Source organism: Enterobacter cloacae complex sp. SHL022, assembly GCF_049237785.1.
In the GTDB taxonomy this organism is placed as follows: Bacteria; Pseudomonadota; Gammaproteobacteria; order Enterobacterales; family Enterobacteriaceae; genus Enterobacter; species Enterobacter hormaechei_C.
Genome location: NZ_JBMKJH010000014.1, coordinates 19,381 through 37,450, shown reverse-complemented (window position 1 = coordinate 37,450; position 18,070 = coordinate 19,381). Strand labels below are relative to the sequence as shown.

General features: G+C 51.3%; 20 protein-coding genes and 1 pseudogene. 11 read left to right on the top strand and 10 right to left on the bottom strand.

Annotated features, from left to right (window positions below):
• Window positions 1-181: 181 nt before the first annotated feature.
• The 4 genes from ACOTZD_RS21370 to ACOTZD_RS21355 all read right to left on the bottom strand — a co-directional run bounded on the left by ACOTZD_RS21370 (window position 182) and on the right by ACOTZD_RS21355 (window position 2,639).
• Window positions 182-868: a replication protein P gene (locus ACOTZD_RS21370; protein WP_063444233.1), complete on the bottom strand. Its 687-nt coding sequence runs from the start codon at window positions 866-868 to the stop codon at window positions 182-184.
• The gene (locus ACOTZD_RS21365) at window positions 865-1,782 is read right to left on the bottom strand and encodes a replication protein (RefSeq protein ID WP_032628274.1); all 918 of its coding nucleotides are present in this window, start codon (window positions 1,780-1,782) and stop codon (window positions 865-867) included. Before ACOTZD_RS21365 ends, ACOTZD_RS21370 begins: the two co-directional genes overlap by 4 nt.
• An 84-nt stretch (window positions 1,783-1,866) precedes the next feature.
• On the bottom strand, window positions 1,867-2,418 hold the full coding sequence (locus ACOTZD_RS21360; protein ID WP_023324749.1) for a toxin YdaT family protein: 552 nt from the start codon (window positions 2,416-2,418) through the stop codon (window positions 1,867-1,869).
• Between the two features lie 2 nt (window positions 2,419-2,420).
• Window positions 2,421-2,639, bottom strand: coding sequence for a transcriptional regulator (locus ACOTZD_RS21355; RefSeq protein ID WP_014832188.1), 219 nt, complete (start codon window positions 2,637-2,639; stop codon window positions 2,421-2,423).
• A 98-nt stretch (window positions 2,640-2,737) separates the two neighbouring features.
• Here ACOTZD_RS21355 and ACOTZD_RS21350 point away from each other — a divergent pair, with 98 nt between their 5' ends.
• The 11 genes and pseudogenes from ACOTZD_RS21350 (at window position 2,738) to ttcA (ending at window position 11,811) form a co-directional block, all read left to right on the top strand.
• Window positions 2,738-3,127, top strand: coding sequence for a helix-turn-helix domain-containing protein (locus ACOTZD_RS21350; RefSeq protein WP_023324750.1), 390 nt, complete (start codon window positions 2,738-2,740; stop codon window positions 3,125-3,127).
• A 49-nt stretch (window positions 3,128-3,176) separates the two neighbouring features.
• Window positions 3,177-3,593, top strand: a complete 417-nt coding sequence (locus tag ACOTZD_RS21345) for a hypothetical protein (protein ID WP_032628277.1) — start codon at window positions 3,177-3,179, stop codon at window positions 3,591-3,593.
• A gap of 6 nt (window positions 3,594-3,599) precedes the next feature.
• Entirely contained in the window at window positions 3,600-4,019 is a 420-nt protein-coding gene (locus ACOTZD_RS21340) for a hypothetical protein (RefSeq protein WP_234784026.1), read from the top strand.
• A 323-nt stretch (window positions 4,020-4,342) separates the two neighbouring features.
• A pseudogene (locus ACOTZD_RS21335) lies at window positions 4,343-4,498 on the top strand (hypothetical protein); the annotation flags it as partial.
• Window positions 4,491-4,655, top strand: a complete 165-nt coding sequence (locus tag ACOTZD_RS21330; protein WP_032628279.1) for a YdaE family protein — start codon at window positions 4,491-4,493, stop codon at window positions 4,653-4,655. The pseudogene ACOTZD_RS21335 and the gene ACOTZD_RS21330, both read left to right, overlap by 8 nt.
• A 140-nt stretch (window positions 4,656-4,795) precedes the next feature.
• Window positions 4,796-7,933 (top strand): RecE family exodeoxyribonuclease, encoded by a 3,138-nt coding sequence (locus ACOTZD_RS21325; RefSeq protein WP_174402405.1) that lies wholly within the window; start codon window positions 4,796-4,798, stop codon window positions 7,931-7,933.
• Between the two features lie 9 nt (window positions 7,934-7,942).
• Window positions 7,943-9,028 carry a RecT family recombinase gene (locus ACOTZD_RS21320; RefSeq protein ID WP_022651303.1) on the top strand — a complete coding sequence of 362 codons (1,086 nt, stop codon included), beginning with the start codon at window positions 7,943-7,945 and terminating at the stop codon, window positions 9,026-9,028.
• Between the two features lie 38 nt (window positions 9,029-9,066).
• Complete coding sequence (locus ACOTZD_RS21315) at window positions 9,067-9,309, top strand: DUF4060 family protein (protein WP_020882485.1); 243 nt, start codon at window positions 9,067-9,069, stop codon at window positions 9,307-9,309.
• A gap of 64 nt (window positions 9,310-9,373) precedes the next feature.
• Window positions 9,374-9,586 carry an excisionase family protein gene (gene xisR, locus ACOTZD_RS21310; RefSeq protein WP_022651304.1) on the top strand — a complete coding sequence of 71 codons (213 nt, stop codon included), beginning with the start codon at window positions 9,374-9,376 and terminating at the stop codon, window positions 9,584-9,586.
• 1 nt (window position 9,587) lies between these two features.
• Entirely contained in the window at window positions 9,588-10,826 is a 1,239-nt protein-coding gene (locus ACOTZD_RS21305; RefSeq protein ID WP_174402404.1) for a site-specific integrase, read from the top strand.
• Window positions 10,827-10,875: 49 nt separating this feature from the next.
• Window positions 10,876-11,811: a tRNA 2-thiocytidine(32) synthetase TtcA gene (gene ttcA, locus ACOTZD_RS21300; RefSeq protein ID WP_003856923.1), complete on the top strand. Its 936-nt coding sequence runs from the start codon at window positions 10,876-10,878 to the stop codon at window positions 11,809-11,811.
• Between the two features lie 43 nt (window positions 11,812-11,854).
• Here ttcA and dbpA read toward each other — a convergent pair whose 3' ends face one another.
• The 6 genes from dbpA to ACOTZD_RS21270 form a co-directional block, all read right to left on the bottom strand.
• The gene (dbpA, locus tag ACOTZD_RS21295; RefSeq protein WP_174402403.1) at window positions 11,855-13,228 is read right to left on the bottom strand and encodes an ATP-dependent RNA helicase DbpA; all 1,374 of its coding nucleotides are present in this window, start codon (window positions 13,226-13,228) and stop codon (window positions 11,855-11,857) included.
• A gap of 57 nt (window positions 13,229-13,285) precedes the next feature.
• Window positions 13,286-13,432: a hypothetical protein gene (locus ACOTZD_RS21290; RefSeq protein ID WP_275427718.1), complete on the bottom strand. Its 147-nt coding sequence runs from the start codon at window positions 13,430-13,432 to the stop codon at window positions 13,286-13,288.
• A 280-nt stretch (window positions 13,433-13,712) separates the two neighbouring features.
• Window positions 13,713-14,696: a zinc transporter ZntB gene (gene zntB, locus ACOTZD_RS21285; protein ID WP_174402402.1), complete on the bottom strand. Its 984-nt coding sequence runs from the start codon at window positions 14,694-14,696 to the stop codon at window positions 13,713-13,715.
• Window positions 14,697-14,786: 90 nt separating this feature from the next.
• Window positions 14,787-15,917: a methyl-accepting chemotaxis protein gene (locus ACOTZD_RS21280; RefSeq protein WP_022651306.1), complete on the bottom strand. Its 1,131-nt coding sequence runs from the start codon at window positions 15,915-15,917 to the stop codon at window positions 14,787-14,789.
• A 316-nt stretch (window positions 15,918-16,233) separates the two neighbouring features.
• Entirely contained in the window at window positions 16,234-16,722 is a 489-nt protein-coding gene (locus ACOTZD_RS21275) for a hypothetical protein (RefSeq protein ID WP_023314232.1), read from the bottom strand.
• A 28-nt stretch (window positions 16,723-16,750) separates the two neighbouring features.
• Window positions 16,751-18,067: a VasL domain-containing protein gene (locus tag ACOTZD_RS21270; protein WP_174402401.1), complete on the bottom strand. Its 1,317-nt coding sequence runs from the start codon at window positions 18,065-18,067 to the stop codon at window positions 16,751-16,753.
• Window positions 18,068-18,070 lie beyond the last annotated feature (3 nt).

The window sequence follows — 18,070 nt, the reverse complement described above, 5'->3', positions numbered from 1 at the left end:
AAAAGGTGCAGGATACATTGTCGGATCACTCTTTCTTCTGGCTGAACTGCCGATTACCAGCAGGCTAAAGCCTGGCTATCCCAAACGACAATCGACGTTCCCAGGGAAGAAATGTTTAATTCATATGTAATGAAATTCGTTCTGTACGCACACCTCTCGCTCATAGCGGACCATTTCTTTCCTATGCCCTTCCTTCAGCCTTCATCCGCTCGTATTTGGCTTTGAGACGCTCTGCAGGTGTCGGTCCCTTCGACGATACTGGTGCTGCCAACGCTCTACGAACTGGCGGAATCGGCTTCCCGGCCAGCACCCGCTTTTCCCACACATCCAGAATGTCACTGGCTTCACGCTCGAGTTCTTTAAGACTCAACTGACCATTTGTTCCACGGCGCCGCAGTTCAAGGCAAATGTGGTAATAAACCGCCTTTGGCCACGGATATAGCTCGCTGCTCGGGTACCGATAAACCAGCTTCCTCCACTTCCAGTATTCAGCCATGACGTCAGCAGTGGTGATCCCCAGCACGCAGCGCCCTTCCCTGCACCACTTGATGAACTGGCCTGGCGAAGGCAGAAATGGACGCTCCTGTCGGCGTACCATGCGCATGCCGGCTTCGACCTGCGCCATGGTTGTGATCCCGTTTTCTTTAAAGGCCAGCACCCATTGCCGGCGGATCTCGTTCACGTCTTCCTGGCTGCGATTAACCAGGCTTGCCGGGAACGCGGCCGCCAGCTGTACGAACAGCCCGTTGATAATCTGAGCCACCTGCTGCGTTTGTTCGCGTTCGGTGTACTGCTCAGGCATGTTGTGCGCTACCCGGCAAGCCTGTTCCCGGTCAAAATCGCGAATGCTCTCTGCGAGGTTTTTCATTCCAGCACCCCGTCAATCCAGTCGGTGTTATGCAGGTCAATGCCGCCCCGGGATGGCTTTGCCGTTCCGGTTGCACGCAGCCGCTTCGTAGTGAGCTGATCCCATTGCTTGCGCAGACTTGAAGGGCTCAGGATGTTGTCTTTCCAGAACTCATCCCGGTTGGCCCACTGGAAGAGGTCACAGATTTCGTAGTGAGTACGCTTGTCCTGGGCACGCATCAGCCTTATGGTGTTTGCCCATTCAGCCCAGTTGGGTTCGGATAGCGATGCGTTGACGGTGAGAAGCCTGTCGTAAATCCAGCGTGCGGCCTTGAGGTCGTCAGCGGATCCCCATGATTTACCTGCAGGGGTGTATATCCCGGCGGCTGCTTCTGGATGGCGTGAGAGAAACTTTTGAGTTTTCTGGTTTCGGGATTCGTCAGAATTCCGAGACGAGGATATTTTAATATTGTTCTTGTTATAGTCTTGGGTGTCTACCGTTTCCGGGAAGGTTTTTCCCGTTTTCGGTAACACTTTTCCCGATTTCGGGAAGACTTTTCCCGTTTTCGGCTTGTCTAAAATCCAGGCAGAAAGGTCAGTATTTATACCGACCGTTTTCATCACTCCCTGCTTCTGACTGAAGATAATTTTGCGTTCTGCGAGTGATTTAAGCGCATCCGAAACGTGGGAATCACTCAGCCCTGTAAGCTCGGCGATCACCGTGTTCGTAACGCGGTCCTGTTTCTTGTTCCAGCCGTAGGTAAGCCAGATCACCGCCTCAAAACACTGCCACTCCCGGCCTGACATTCTCAGACGAGGCTTGAGTTGTTGTATCTCGTTAGCGACCTTGGTATACCCGTTCGACAGGTCGGCCATACGACCTCCCGCTTGTTCAGTTCTGTGGGGGAAATTGATAATTTCAGCTGTGTTTGACATACTTAGCTCCGCAATTACACTCCGTTTTTGCACCTGAAAGTCGGTTCTGTTCGCGCAGACCGGCTTTCGCCTTTTCTGAAGAACTCATATTGCCCCCAACATGGTTGTGACCATCGCCAGCAGCGGCGCTGTGAGATCCGGATCGACACGGAACATTTCGAAAATCCCCTCTCCTAACTCCTTTAGCTTTTCCTTCTTCGGTGCATCAACCATCAGAGCTTGCTTCGCCTCACTCACCTCTTTTTCCAACCTGGCCATCCGGTAGGCAAACGAGTCGTTCTTTACGACACGGTCGCGGTACCGAATCGGTAATACAGACATGATCGCTGGCAACAGCTGTTCGACGTTCTTTCGGTACGATGCGGAGTCTTCTTTGTTATCCAGCCAGCGGAATAGCTTCACGTTCCAGACGTCGGCCTGGCCTGAGAAGTCCACGCCATTAAGCTGAAGTTCTTCCGCCGCTTCTTGGATTTGAAGCGCAACAGCTACACGCCCTTCTGCCGCTGCCCACGCCCGGACTGCAGAACAAATATCTCGATGTTCAATATCCTGCGCTGCCGATTCGCTTTGATGACACGGGAATATCAGTGGAGTAGAGGAAGCTCTGCTACTCTGTTGAAATGAAACAGTTTGCATTGTTAAGGCTCCTGGTTAGGTAAACCGTCTGTGGGATTCGGGTAAAGATCAGGGCGCAACTCGTGTGGAGTCACGCCGGTAACCCCATAAATTGGCAGCACTCGCTCAGCCGGGATCCCCTTGCGGCGCCAAAGCGAAACAGCCATTTTTGAAACGCCGATCAGAGTACCAAGCGCACTGGCCGAGCCAGATCGAAAAATTGCAAGTTCAATTCCAGTCATAGGACCTCCTTAAGTGCAAAAGAGTAAAGCAATAATTTACCAATCAGTCAATAAACACCTGCCTATCAAGTGGTAAAGCTATTGTTTACAATCCATATATGAATAGAAAAGAACCTAACCAGAGCCTAATTTCTAGGCTGACTGAATTGAATAACAAAGGCTTCTCAAAAACAGAGATGGCCAGAGTAGCTAATGTCAGCAAACAAGCGGTGACCGGATGGTTTCGAACCGGCAAGATGAGTAAAGAATCGGCACTTGCTTTAGCTGATGCAGCTGGAGTGTCGGTCCCTTGGCTCCTTGGTGAGGAAGTTGGCGAGAAAGACGGACTTAAGGCAGACGAACAGCGCCTGCTTGAGCTCTATCGCCAGCTGCCCGAGGAAGAGCAGAAGAACATGCTCCGCGTCTTCTCAATTCGCCTGAAGGAGCTAGATGAACTGTATGCGAAGTACATGAGTCGAAGGATCAAGAGCGATAACGGAGTAAATTAATCAATCCCTTAATTCCGATCTCTTCCATGAGATGTAAGGAAGTAATACTATGGATGCAAAAATATCTTTTCTTTTCCCATATACGACAGTTGGGATAAATCAGCACAATTTTTCCCCTGTACTAACTTTTGAATGCGACGTTTTACCTGTCAAAGCGGTACTGCAAATTGCTTTTTACTTTATCTGCCTGAAAAACAAAGAAAACTACAGATTAAGATTTGACATACTTCGAGATGGAACTTCTGTAATCGACGATAGCTGGGATAGAGACAAAATATTTATGTCAGAAGATCCATCTTCTGAACCCGATAAAGTAGCAGTTGGACTGAATATTGATCTTCCATCAGTACCATTTGACATGGAAGGAATTTATCAGATTAGTGCTGAGCTTTTTTACCCTCAAGATAGTAAAACACCCATTCACCAAAATGATGCCTTTTTTAAGGTAACAAAGAAGGCTGGGTAAAAGTACATGCCGGAAAAAGTTACAATACTGAGACCTGGAAAAGAGACCATGCGGTTGCCTGCTGGACGCTATAACGAAAATAATGCATCATTCGAGCATGATGGCGGTAATGGCGGAGGTGGAAACATGCTTGAGGCTAGAGTTGCAAAACTCGAAGCAGATGTCGAAAACATCAAAGTGAATCTTTCTGAAGCACGAATGGATATTCGTGAGCTTACTAAGAGCTCAGCCTCTATTAAAACTGATATATCTACAGTATTACAAAAACTAAAAGATATAGACGAAAAGCTTTCAACTAAAGCAAGCAAAGATTTCGTTGATTCTAAAGCCGGCGATATCAAGGTTTGGATGTTAGGCTTACTTTTACTTTCTATAGCAATGCCAATAATAATGTTCTTGCTCAACCTTTATCTCAAAAAGCCGTAACCAATTACCCAGCCACCGCGCTGGGTTTTCTTTGCCTTCTTCCAACAGCCCAACCACCAAGCCCCTGCCCTGAACTCACAGATCCCGACCTTAGCGTCGGGATTTTTTTTGCCCTCAATAGCTCATTTTCGTACTCCACATACCTCAGGTAAAGCATTACTGTACTTTTGTGTATTCAAATGCTTGACCTATGGGTAAAGTGGTGATTTACTAGAGTAACCAAGACGCACTACGAACCACCAAGGCAGGACGCCCACGAAGTAGCCGCCGACGGCATATGAAGAGTCGGATGAGGTGGAGAGATTAACGCGCATCAGGTGTAAACGTTCCGCTGGCCGGCGATAAGGCAAACGAGGGTGAGAATGATTGATTTCGCACGCAAACCAGGACGGCAACAGGCCGTGAAACTGAACCTCTTCGAGGTGATTCTTCGCCGCCTGTGCTACCTGTTGGCGCAAAAGGGGAATCCAGATGTGTAGCTCAACGAAATGCGGGTACTGCGGCAAGCCGGTTGAACCGGAGAAAGTAGTTAAAAGTACCCTTCTCTATCGAAACGGTGCCCAGCTGGCGCGCAAAGAAAAAGAATACTGCTCTGAACGTTGTGCTTCGTACGACCAGATGGCCCACGAGGCATAACGTTAAAGCCGCGCAAGGCGGCCCGTACGTCCGGTGCTCCCGACCAAAGTTACACCGGAAAACTACTTAAAAAACCAAAGTTCACCCAATGGGCGCTATCTCTGGCCCGGGGATCTTACATCCAAAAAAGAGGATCTCACATGGAATTTTTCTATGTAGTTAAGGCTACGCAGAAATCCGGCAAAGAAGACGCAGTGATTTGGTTCACTGCGAAATCAGAAGCTCGTGCAAACCTACAGCTCGACGTTGAGCTTGAAGATGCTGGTATTGAAACCGGCCGCGGTAAGGATTACGCAAAACCAGTTCGCACCGATTTTCCGGTTTATAACGATCTGCCGAAAGAAAGCACCGTGGATTACACCTGGTGCAAACGCTACGAACTCCAGGACGATGGACGCACTTGGCTACCAAAGGCTGGTGCTGAGTCTACTGGCGCCGTGGACAACACTGCCGCACCGGAACCGACAGTAAATGTCGAAACTACCGTCGAGAGTGTTAAGCTTGAAAACCGTACTCCAGCAGTCCGTTTTGCCTTCCACCTGACCAGCGACAAATATCAGACGCATATCAGTAAAGAGCAGCAACTGGTTGCCAGCGAAATGTCACTGGATGAAGGCAACATCTATCTCCAGAATCTGCTACTGGCAAAGAACGACACCCCTGAAGTTGCCGAACTCAGCCTGAACGCTGAGTGGAAACTGGTACAGGCGATTAAGCAGGTATTCGCGCCAGATGAAGAGCACGAAATAAAGCTACTTGCTGCTTTCATGGCCGACTGGTTGAGAGTAGATGCAGGCGACTGTAATGAGGTAGTGAGAGAGTGGAGGAACGGAAAGCTTACTCTGCTCAAATCAGAAAGAACCAGCGACGCCGATGTTACAACCGATCAGGTTCCAGAACCTGAAAACGGTATTCAGATTGACGAGAATGATGACGAAACCACACGTTATCCGGTCGTTCGTATGCCATTTCGCAAGCAGCTACTCGCTCAGTTCACCGCCGACGAACTGCGCCACCACTTGATCCGCGAAGAATACGAAGGTATCAGCGCGCTGGAAATGGACACAGACAACAGCTATGTCCAGAACCTGCTGCTGGCGGCAGAAAACTGCGAAGAGGTGAAGGGTTACGATACCAAAGACCTGTGGCGCTACACCGACGCCATTCGCAAAGTGTTCAGCCAGGAGAAGCGTCACGAACTCGCTTTGGTTCTCCGATTCACCAGAATCTGGGCGGCGACTGATTACATTGACCGCGGCATTCTCGTTCGCGAATGGGCAGCCGGTAACCGCATTAGTAATGTTCAGCGCACCGATTCTGGTACCAATGCCGACGGCGGCTATGTAACGGATCGCGGCGAAGGCGCGCATCACACTCTGGACACTCTCGATCTTGAGATCGCATGCGCCCTACTGCCTATGGACTTCCACCACTTCGAAATTCCTTCGAGCGTGTTACGACATGCCAAAGAAATCGTGGCGAAGAAAGAAGAACCATGGAAATCCTGGAGCGCCATCCTGCGTAATCAGCCCGGCATACTGGCGGTTAACCGTGCGGCAATCTTCAACTTGATCCGCATCGCGCCAGATAACATCCACCACACGCCAGCGGCTCATCTTGAGTTTGTGAATAAAACCATGACGGCTGAATTTAACTCTGCTGTGAAATTACTGCCGTTGCCTACTCCTGTAGTTGAGACTGAAGCCCCAGCTGAACAACCGCAGGTTGAAAATCTCGGCAGCGGCGTGTTCTCCATCGATGGCCTGATGGGGGGAAATACCGAACCGGTCGTCAATACCTCCTCAAATGAAGTCGAAAACACGAAATACACAGCGGAGACCACCAGCGATGTGCAGATGGAAACGGCTAAGCCAGAGAAAGACGAAGATGTTGATTCGGTACAACCAGGCGAAGGCGCTTATGCAGCTAATACGCAGACAGATTCCATAGCGCCGGAAGAGCAACAGTCAGAGCCAGTAATCGAATACCCGGCCTACTTCGAACCTGGCCGCTACGAAGGTCTGCCGAATGATGTTTATCACGCAGCAAACGGCATCAGCTCAACTCAGGTGAAAGATGCCCGCGTCAGCCTGATGTACTTCAATGCGCGCCATGTAGCTAAAACTATCCCTCACATAGCATCAAAAGTGCTGGACATGGGAAACCTGGTGCATGCCCTTGCATTGCAGCCGGAAAACCTCGAAGCAGAGTTCAGCTTAGAACCGGGGATCCCGGAGGATGCTTTCACCACCACCGCAACCCTGCGCGAGTTCATCGACGCGTACAACGCCAGCCTGCCGGCGCTGCTGAGTGCTGACGAGATTAAAGCGTTGCTTGAACAACATAACGCATCCCTTCCCGCTCCAGTGCCGCTTGGTGCGAGCCTGGAAGAAACGGCTCAAAGCTATATGGCTCTCCCAGCTGACTACCAGCGTATTGAAGAAGGCCATAAACAGACAGCAACGGCAATGAAGGCATGCATTAAAGAGTACAACGCCACCCTGCCCGTGCCGGTTAAAACCAACGGCAGCCGTGATGCGCTACTCGAGCAATTAGCGATCATCAATCCTGATTTGGTCGCACAGGAAGCGCAGAAACCGACGCCGCTGAAAGTGTCCGGCACTAAAGCAGACATGATCCAGGCAGTTAAGTCGGTTAAGCCCGATGCCATATTCGCCGACGAACTGCTGGATGCCTGGCGCGACAACCCTGGCGAAAAGATTCTGGTTACCCGCCAGCAACTGGCCACAGCGCGGGCAATTCAATCTGCACTCCTGGCGCACCCGACCGCCGGCATGCTGCTGACACATCCAAGCCGCGCCGTTGAAGTGAGTTACTTCGGCTTTGACGACGAAACAGGTTTAGAAGTGCGTGTACGCCCTGACCTTGAGATTGAACTGGACGGCGTGCGCATCGGTGCTGACCTGAAAACCATCAGCATGTGGAATGTGAAGCAAGAAAGTCTGCGCGCCAGGCTACACCGGGAAATCATTGACCGGGACTACCACCTCAGCGCAGCTATGTATTGCGAGACCGCGGGGCTGGACCAGTTCTTCTGGATATTCGTCAACAAAGACGAGAACTACCACTGGATCGCCATCATTGAGGCATCCACCGAACTGCTGGAACTGGGCATGCTCGAGTACCGCAAAACGATGCGTGCCATAGCAACCGGATTCGACACGGGCGAATGGCCAGCGCCGATCACTACCGATTACACCGATGAACTGAACGACTTCGACCTGCGCCGCCTCGAAGCGCTGCGCGCTCAGGCTTAAGGGGGATTTATGCATAACACAAACGTTTCCGTTGCTGACCAGAACACCGTTATTAATTCCAACGTGGCTTTGTTCGATTCCCAGTATCTGAACGCCATCAGCACGTTCGCGCAGATCATGGCGCAAGGCACCGCGACTGTTCCTAAACACTTACAGGGTAATCAGGCCGACTGCATGGCGGTAGCAATGCAAGCGGCACAGTGGCAGATGAATCCCTTTGCCGTGGCGCAGAAGACGCACCTGATTAACGGTGTGCTCGGGTATGAAGCTCAACTGGTTAATGCCGTCATTTCACGCAGCGGCGTGCTTGCCAGTCGTTTTGATTATGAGTGGTACGGTCCATGGGAAAAGGTTGTAGGAAAATTCCACATCCGTAAAGGCGATAAAGGCGAGTACCGCGTCCCGGGCTGGACCCTGGCTGACGAAGCCGGGATCGGCATCATTATCCGCGCAACTCTGAAAGGTGAAGATCAGCCGAGAGAACTTGATTTACTGCTGGCTCAGGCCCGAACCCGAAACTCTACCCTGTGGGCTGACGACCCACGCCAGCAGTTGGCATATTTGGCTGTCAAACGCTGGGCGAGACTGTTCTGCCCGGATGTGATTCTGGGTGTTTATACCCCGGATGAACTGGATGATCGCCGTGAAGAACGAGAGGTAAACCCAGCACCGGCGCAGCACGTAAGCCTTGCAGACATTTCAGGTGACAACGTCACTATGACTCAAACGGCTCAGGAATCAGCTCAAAATATCGATGCACTTGCTGATGATTTCCGTGACCGGATCGAGGCGGCTCAGGATGTGGATAGCGCTAAAGCTCTGCGCGCAGATATTGAAACCGTGAAAGTAACGCTGGGTTCTGCCCTGTTCACTGAACTGAAGAACAAAGCTGTGAAGCGTTATTACCTGGTTGATGCTCGTAACAAGGTGGAAGCGGCAATCAACTCCCTACCATCTCCAGATGAACCCGGTGCGGCAGAACGCTTTGGCGAAGCTGAACGCGTGTTGGCATCTGTGAAACGCCATTTAGGAGAGGAACTACACGATCAGTTCAGCATCACCCTGGCGGATATGAAACCGGAATACGTGGACTAACGAGATCGGGAGGAGAAACCCTCCCTCAAGGAGAAGAAATGCGACTGATTAATCGAGGCAGTAAGCAATCCCCTTTAGCTCGCCAGGCATGTGAAATCGCGCTCGCAGCCCACCAGCAAAGATATGGTGACTATGGGCGCAGCAAGATGAAAGAGACCTATACGGTGAGAGTGGAAGGCGTGAAGGTCTGGGTCGAGGTAGTGAACTGCAAGGCAAGCTACGTGGCCACAGCAATGACCGGCATGCGCCGACTGCGTTCCCTGCCCGGCCAGGCAAACTGAAACTGAAATATCAACGACTGAAGACCGGCATATCTATACTCATGCCGGTTACCTGAGGTGAACCATGTCGCAGGTAATTTTTAACGAAGAATGGGTTGTTGGCGCCAGGCTCACAGAAAAAACAGGCCTGACCCAACGACAGATTGAGAAGTATCGCCAGGGCTGCTGGGTAGAAGGTGTCCATTTTAAACGGATATCGCCTTCTGGGGAAAAAACCTTGCGTGGCACAACCTGGTATAACTATCCGAGAATTAATCAGTTAATAAGGGATGCGTAAGATGGCAGCTTTGCCTACAGGTGTCGAAATCAGAAACAATAAGATTTGTATCTGGTTTATGTACCGGGGAAAGCGTTGCCGCGAAATTCTCAAAGGTTGGATTAACACCCCGGCGAACATCAAAAAAGCCGGGAATCTTCGGGCTGTGATCGTTAGTGAGATCAACCTTGGAGAGTTTGATTACCATCAGCGCTTTCCTTCATCGTCCAGAGCAAAAAAAACCGTAACCACTGTTTCAGTTCAAACCTTATCAGAGCTGTGTGAGCTGTGGACGAGCATTAAAGAAACCGAAATTAGCGCGAATACCATGCGTAAGACTCGCTCACAACTCGGTACGTTAATGCACATCATTAACGGAGATACGCCTGTTTCAACTATACGCCACAGCGACATTCTGAAATACAGAAAGGAGCTGTTGAACGGTGAGACACTTTACCTGGCAAATCCCAGAAGTAACAAACAGGGACGCACTGTGCGTACCGTGAACAACTATATATCGCTTCTGTGCTCCCTTCTTCGGTTTGCACACAAGTCTGGCTTTATCAGTGGCAAACCCTTTGAAGGGATCAAGAAACTACACAAAGGGAAAGTAAAACCGGATCCTTTAACGAAGCAGGAGTTTAGTTTGCTTGCGGCATCCGAGCGTGGCCAAAGCCTCAATATGTGGACGTTCGCAGTTTATACTGGTGTCCGTCATGGAGAGCTTGCAGCTCTTGCCTGGGAAGATATCGACTGGGAAAAAGGTACGGCTCATATACAGCGCAACCTTAATGCGCTAGGAATGTTCGTCCCACCAAAAACCGATGCAGGTGATCGCGTTATCACGCTTTTAGAGCCAGCACTAGAGGCCTTGAAGGCACAGCGTAAGCTGACTTCGTTACAGCCCAAAACCGAGATTGTGTTTCATCACCGAGAGTATGGTGCGATGGAATATCAGAACCTGCGGTTTGTTTTCATGCCCAGGATGCGCAAGGGCATACAGAAGGCCTACTACTCTTTATCGAGTATCGGCTCCAGATTTAACGCAGCTGTAAAACGTGCTGGTATTCGCCGCCGGAATCCGTACCATACGCGGCATACTTTTGCCTGCTGGCTTTTATCTGCCGGCGCTAATCCGTCTTTCATAGCCAGCCAGATGGGGCATGAAAACGCGCAAATGGTTTATGAAGTCTACGGTGCGTGGATTGAAGAAATGAATGGCGAACAGGTGCTGATGCTTAACGACAAGCTCGCACGCTGAAGAATTTTTGCCCCTATTATGCCCCTATTGGCTCCGAAGGTAGTAATAAATGCAAGAAAATCAATCAAATACAAAGAAAGAGCAATACAACCTGAATAAACTGCAAAAGCGACTGCGCCGTAACGTGGGCGAAGCCATTGCAGACTTCAACATGATTGAAGAAGGCGATCGCATCATGGTCTGCCTGTCGGGCGGTAAAGACAGCTACACCATGCTGGAGATCCTGCGTAATCTACAGCAAAGCGCACCGGTGAACTTTTCCCTGGTCGCGGTTAACCTCGATCAGAAACAACCTGGCTTCCCGGAGCATATCCTGCCGGAGTACCTTGATAACCTGGGCGTTGAGTACAAAATCGTAGAAGAGAATACCTACGGCATTGTTAAAGAGAAGATCCCAGAGGGCAAAACGACCTGCTCGCTCTGCTCACGTTTGCGTCGCGGCATTCTGTACCGCACCGCAACCGAACTGGGTGCCACCAAGATTGCGCTTGGCCATCACCGGGACGACATTCTGCAAACGCTGTTTCTGAATATGTTCTACGGCGGCAAAATGAAGGGAATGCCACCGAAGCTGATGAGCGACGACGGCAAACACATCGTGATCCGCCCACTTGCCTACTGCCGCGAGAAAGACATTGAGCGTTTCTCTCAGGCCAAAGCCTTCCCTATCATTCCGTGCAATCTGTGCGGCTCACAGCCGAACCTGCAACGTCAGGTCATTGGCGATATGCTGCGTGACTGGGATAAACGCTATCCGGGCCGCATCGAAACCATGTTCAGCGCCATGCAGAACGTGGTGCCTTCGCACCTCGCCGACGTTGAACTGTTCGATTTCAAAGGGATTAACCACGGTTCAGAGGTGGTGAATGGCGGGGATCTGGCGTTTGATCGCGAAGAGATCCCGATGCAGCCTGCTGGCTGGCAGCCAGAGGAAGAGGATGCGCAATTCGATGAACTGCGCCTGAACGTGGTAGAAGTCAAGTAACCTGGCAGCGTCTCAGATATCGTTTCTGAGACGCGTTTTAAGCTTACTTCAGCAGTCGAACGCGGCAGGTTTTCCCTTTAATCTTCCCGCCCTGCAACTGTTTCCAGGCCTTATGCGCAACCGACTGGCGAACCGCTACGTAGACATGCGCAGGGTAGACCGTGATCTTGCCAATATCTGTCCCGTCGAGACCGATATCCCCTGTTAACGCCCCCAGAACGTCACCGGGACGCATTTTGGCCTTTTTACCGCCGTCGATGCACAGGGTGGCCATTTCCGCCGCCAGCGGAGCGATGCTGATATTACCTGGGGTATTCACCCAGTTGAGTTTCAGTTGCAGCATTTCCGAAAGAATATTAGCGCGCTGCGCCTCTTCAGGTGCGCAGAAGCTGATGGCGAGACCACTGTTACCCGCACGCGCAGTACGCCCGATGCGGTGGACATGCACTTCCGGATCCCATGCCAGTTCGAAATTCACCACCAGCTCAAGCGATTTAATATCCAGACCACGGGCCGCCACATCCGTTGCAACCAGCACGCGAGCGCTGCCGTTAGCGAAACGCACCAGCGTCTGATCGCGATCGCGCTGTTCCAGATCGCCATGCAGCGATAATGCGCTCTGTCCTGCATCATTCAGGGCATCGCACACCGCCTGACAGTCTTTTTTGGTATTACAGAACACCACGCAGGACGCTGGCTGGTGTTGGCTCAGCAATTTTTGTAGCAGTGGAATTTTGCCCTGCTGCGATGTCTCGAAGAACTGCTGCTCAATCGCCGGTAACGCATCGACAGCATCGATTTCAATGGTCAGCGGGTTCTTCTGCACGCGCCCGCTGATCGCCGCAATCGCCTCGGGCCAGGTGGCAGAAAAAAGCAGCGTCTGACGCGTGGCTGGCGCAAAGCGGATCACTTCGTCAATCGCATCGCTGAAGCCCATATCCAGCATGCGGTCAGCTTCATCCATCACCAGCGTTTGCAGTGCATCGAGTGAAACGGTGCCTTTTTGCAGGTGATCGAGCAGACGGCCCGGCGTTGCCACAATGATATGCGGCGCGTGCTGAAGGGAATCGCGCTGCGCACCAAACGGTTGCCCGCCGCAGAGCGTTAAAATTTTAGTGTTAGGCAAAAAACGCGCCAGACGACGCAGCTCACCCGCGACCTGGTCGGCCAGCTCGCGCGTCGGGCAGAGTATCAGGGACTGAGTCTGAAACAGGGTTGCATCAATGTGTTGTAACAGGCCTAGCCCGAATGCAGCCGTTTTTCCACTGCCGGTTTTCGCCTGCACGCGCACGTCACGGCCTTCAAGGATAGCCGGCAGCGCGGCGGCCTGGACAGGGGTCATAGTGAGGTAGCCCAACTCATTTAGGTTAGCCAGTTGGGCTTCAGGCAGAACGTTCAGCGTGGAAAAAGCGGTCACAATATACTCTCGTAGTAATGATTGCAGTCAGATGGCGCGTATCCTCGCAGATCTGCGCTAACGATGCGACAATTTAATCGGCTCTTCATCCGGCGGTGGATCAGGCATCGGCTGCGGACGTGGGACAGGATCGGGTATCGGCGTCGGATCGGTGGGCACCGGATCGGACTGCCAGGTGTTCAGGCGTTGCAGGGCAAGTAGCATACTCATCTTTTCCTCCAGATTAGGGTGCTGACCCCTAAAGGGTAGACGCAGATAAACAGGAGGCAAAAAAAAGCCGACTATGAAGTCGGCGTCGTACGAATCAATTGTGCTATGCAGTAATTCAAAAAAAGGAAGTAAGACAATATGGAGCGCAACGCCCATCGCTTGACGTTGCATTCACCTGCGGGAGTAATATTGCACCTAACATGGTCGGAGTTTATTGACTTCGCTCAATTAAAATGTCGTTTTGAAGCCGACTCTGCCACAGAAAAGCGTAAATTTACAGCCATTTACTACGATGCAACCACCACGCAACACCGCCAATCAAAACCACTAACATGACGCAAAATGTCGTGAAGCCATAGTGATATTCACCGCCGGGGATCCCTCCGAGGTTTACGCCAAACAACCCCGTCAGGAAGGTACTCGGTAAAAAGACCATCGCCATCAGCGACATGGTGTACGTTCTCCTGGCTAACGACTCCTGCATTACCTGGGCTATCTCATCCGCCATGACTGCCGTTCTGGCAATACATGAGTCAATCTCGTCCAGACCACGTCCGAGCCGGTCAGCGATATCCTGCATTCTGCGGCGCTGATCGTCGTTCATCCAGCTCATGCGTTCGCTGGCCAGTCGCGCATAAACGTCGCGCTGGGGGGTCATATAGCGGCGCATCACGATGAGCTGTTTACGCAGCAACGCCAGAAAACCACGTGGGGGGATTTGCTGATCGAGCAAGTTATCTTCCAGATCGATGATTTTATCGTGAAGTTCTTCTATAAACTCGCTGGCATGATCGGTCAACGCATCACACACATCCACCAGCCAGCTGCCGCAATCCGTTGGTCCCGTGCCCTCTTTCAGATCGTTAATGACGTCATCCAGCGCCAGCACTTTTCGCTGGCGGGTGGAAACAATCAGCCGTTCATCCATATAAACACGCATGGCCACCAGCTGATCCGGACGCTCATCCGTACTGCCGTTTATACAACGCAGCGTAATTAACGTCCCGTCACCCATCCGGCTGACGCGGGGTCTGAGACTTTCTCCCGCCAGCGCATCCCGAACGTTGTTGGGCAATAGCGGCGTGGACGCGAGCCACTCGGCGCTGTCCGGGTGCGTGTAGTTGAGGTGCAGCCAGCATGGATGTTCGTTGTCGATATGATCCTGATCTTCAAGCGGCCTTGCGCCGCCACGTCCATCAAACACCCATGCAAAAACTGCGTCAGGTACGTTAACCTCAGACCCTTTTATGCTCTCCACAGCGCCTCCACCGTTTTATCTCTTTCGGTGTCAGTCTAGCTTTCGCCGAGGGTTAAGCAATAATTATGTGAGTCATCGTCCTGAATACGCTCAGGAATTCACCGCCCATTCGCGGCTTCTTAACGCATTGTCAGCCTGGAGCTCATTTTCCAGACGGAAATTACGTGTTCGTGTCTGGAGCTCAATCACCTGATTGCGCAGCACATCTGACGATCCATTGAGTTCTTCAACCATCGACACGTTGCTCTGCGTTACGCGTTCAAGCTCAGACAATGCCTGCGTAATTTGTGAAATACCTTTTTCCTGTTCTGATGTTGAGGCGGATATTTCATCCATCAGTCTGCTCACATTGCCCGAACCGGTAACAATATCATGCATATTTTTTTCGGCTTCAGAGACCACGTTAACGCCCTGTGTCACGTTATGGCTGGTAACTTCAATCAATGACTTAATATTTTTTGCCGCTTCGGCGCTACGATGCGCAAGGCTTCTCACTTCGCCCGCGACCACAGAAAACCCTTTACCATGGTCGCCCGCTCGTGCCGCTTCAACGGCGGCGTTAAGCGCCAGAATATTGGTCTGAAAAGCGATACCGTCAATCAGCGAGATAATCTCTGTCATTTGCTGGGCGCAGTCGGTAATCGACTGCATATTGTTCGCGACCTGCCCCATTAACTCTCCGCCTTTACGCGCCTGCAACGTCGCGAGATTCGCCTGTTCGCTGGCTAAACGGGTATTGTCGGCATTATTTTTTGTACTTGCAGCCATCTCTTCCATGCTGGCTGCCGTTTGCACCAGCGAAGCTGACTGCTGTTCTGTTTTGACGGAAAGCTGCGCGCTGCGTGAAGAGAGTTGATCTGACAGGGTCATCGCGGTTTGCGAGGAGGCGCGGATCTCACGGACCAACGTTGCAATGTTGCTGGAGAGACTATTAATCCCCGGGATCAGACGTCCCGCACAGTTGTTGCCAAATTCAGGTATCGACACGCCAAGTTTGCCTGACGTCACTTCTTCAATACTTTTTTTCACAGTATTGATCGGCGTCACAAGATATTTTGTCATGTACGCCCAGAGTAAAAATAAGGCGATGAATTGTACAATTATGACTGCAATAAAAAGCGAAGAATTCCGTGAAAATAGCGCTATAACTCCATCACTTACCAAAAATACACATAAAAGGAAATAGACAATGAACGTTCTGACACTAATATTTCTTAGCATACGTTTTCCTGGGGCATTATATTTTGGTTGGCATTAAGGGTTATAGCATTGCCATACGAATTTGTCCTCACGTTCGTCGCTGGTTTGTTGTTTTGCAGTTTGATATGTGCAGTTTTACTTAAGGCGGATAAAAAGCATGTGTTACGGTAAATATCTGGCTTGTCGTTTGGTTACTGATACTCCTTCAATAACGGTAATTATATATTTAAGGAGAGATACTGTAGAGTGCCGATGTTTAGTGGTGCTTAATAAGTTAACGTAGTTAATATATATTAACTACGTTATTGCACGCCCCTCCCGTTAGGGTGGCTGACGTTCAGGCCAGACAGTCGATAGACTGGAAAAAACAGTCCTCAGTCATGAGGATATTCTCTTTTGCACTTTGATGCCCGCGACGAATATACCAGCCTGCTTCAGGCGCCATGCTTAAATGGAATATCCTTGCCCCCGACAGACTATCGGGGACAGTAATACTCATCGTCACACACCCCTTCTCCGACCCCCTGATCACCTGTTCTGGCATAATGGTGACGCTGCGATCCCCATTTTGCAAAATGATCGTCGTAATAGCATAACGACATATACCGCTACTAAGGCTGTAGCCAACCGTACTTAAATCGGTGATATGTTTTTTAGATAAAAATATTTCAATACCAGAACCTTCAAACCATGTAATGATTTGCTGCGCAAGATCCTCCATCCGCTCACAAAACGCCCTGACTTCGGCCTCAGCCGTATTAACATAGATCGGTTTGTCCCCGATACTCTGTTGCACTTTCTTAAAAAAACGCTCTCTTGCTGACATGTCAACTCCGTGTTTTTCGCCAGTCTCATTATTCTTTTTGGTGCTTCAGCAGAGCATAGCTGGCAATCAACTGCTGAAGATGCTGTTCGGTCTGGTTTAGCTGCGCTGCTGACAGGGGTTGCCCGGCAGGTAAAATGGAAAGCAGACGAAGCTGCTCCTCAAGCGGAACGGTATGGCTGAAGGACTGCGACATGGCAAACACGGCTGATTTCAGTTCACTCACCGTCATATACCTCCCCTTCTGTTCATCCAGTGCGTTCAGCCTGTTCGTCAACTGCTGTAACTGCGTCATCCCCTGATGCCAGCCATTCAGATCTGATTCTGCAAGTCCGGCAACGCTAATCTGCTTGTGCCACTGTTGCGCCAGGGGTTTGGCCTCTTCAGGCCACAGCGTCAGCGCCTGCTGCACCAGACGGTCGCCGTAGCTTACTGCCCAGTCTGGTTTCAGGTGTAAAAGCTGCGCTAACATCTGCTGTGTCTTACTGATCCCCGGTTCAGGTGGCGGTGACGTTTGTTGCAGCGCCTGCAACTGTGCTGTAGAGAGTCCTTCAGGTATAGGAGCCAGGGACGCGGTCAGCTGCATTTGCGCCGAATCTGGCGCATGCATCATCTGCCATCCCACTGCGACAACACTGGCAGCCACCAGCATGGACAACATACCCGCAGCAAATGGCTTCCACTGCTTCACGGATACAGGAGGCTCTTTATTCAGCAACGGCTCGGGCTGAACCACATAAACCCTTTTACAACGCTCTGTCGGTTCTGTGATGTGGAGTTCCGCGGCCCCCACCGCGTTCCCCGGCAGACTTACGCCCGTATTTTCGCTGTTTTCCAGACGCACTGCTGCGTTCTGCATCATCGAGCGCAGGGCATCAAGCTGAGCAGCATGCTTAAGTTCGAGGCGCTGCAACATGTCACTCAGAGCCTTCAGATTCTCCTCAGCCTGATAAAGCTGCCCTAAATCGGCATGCGTCAACGTCAGCGTTCTCACCACCTGTTGGAGGCGTTTGCTCAGTGCGCTGAGGATTTCAACTCGCGCATGAACAGGCTGTGGCCAGAGGCTACCCCACTGGCGGACGACCAGGGCAGCCAGTAGCGCCAGCCCTTCATTCATGCCGTAGAGTCCGGCAAGATGCGTGCGGGCGAGCGTATACCAGGCAGCCGTTTGTAGCTCCACACCGTTATGCTCGAACAGTGACAGACAGAGCGTTTCCGCGTGTTGCCAGTTAACATCCGGGCGTGCCGGATGGGTGAGCTTGTTCATTTCGTCGCGCAAGGCAGCGTAATCCGCAAGCGTGCGCGGATCCCCGCCGGTTTTAAGTTGGCGTTCAGAATTTATTGTCATAAC